The sequence below is a fragment of the Stenotrophomonas sp. 3diitr2024 genome (assembly GCF_042136455.1).
Lineage (GTDB): Bacteria > Pseudomonadota > Gammaproteobacteria > Xanthomonadales > Xanthomonadaceae > Stenotrophomonas > Stenotrophomonas sepilia.
In genome coordinates this window covers 1-316 of the sequence record NZ_JBHHMJ010000854.1, presented here as the reverse complement: position 1 = coordinate 316, position 316 = coordinate 1, and the positions used below count along the sequence as shown (strand labels likewise).

At 65.8% G+C, this 316-nt stretch carries 1 pseudogene; it reads right to left on the bottom strand.

Features of this window, described 5'->3' with window-relative positions:
* Positions 1–123: pseudogene (locus ABGA94_RS22465) on the bottom strand (putative porin); the annotation flags it as partial.
* Positions 124–316: the final 193 nt, after the last annotated feature.

Sequence of the window (316 nt, the reverse complement as noted above, 5' to 3'; positions counted from 1 at the left end):
GGTCCAGAACGGATTGCCGAAGCGGCCGCCGCGCACCGTCACCCAGTCGGCCGGGCTGTAGGCCAGCCAAGCCTGGTCCAGCCACACGTCCTTCTTGCTCAGGCCACCACCCAGCTGCCGCACCAGCATGACGCCACCCTGGCCTTCCTGACCCTGGCGCTGGCGTTCGTCATCCTCACCGGCTACACCTCGATCAACGCGGTGGTGAAGGAGGGATCGATGTTCGCGAGAGTGGGCGGCGGCGACCATCAGGGAACGTCGTTGTCCGCGCGGCTGATTTTCTGCGTTTTGCCTCGGACGAATACCTGACCTGCCC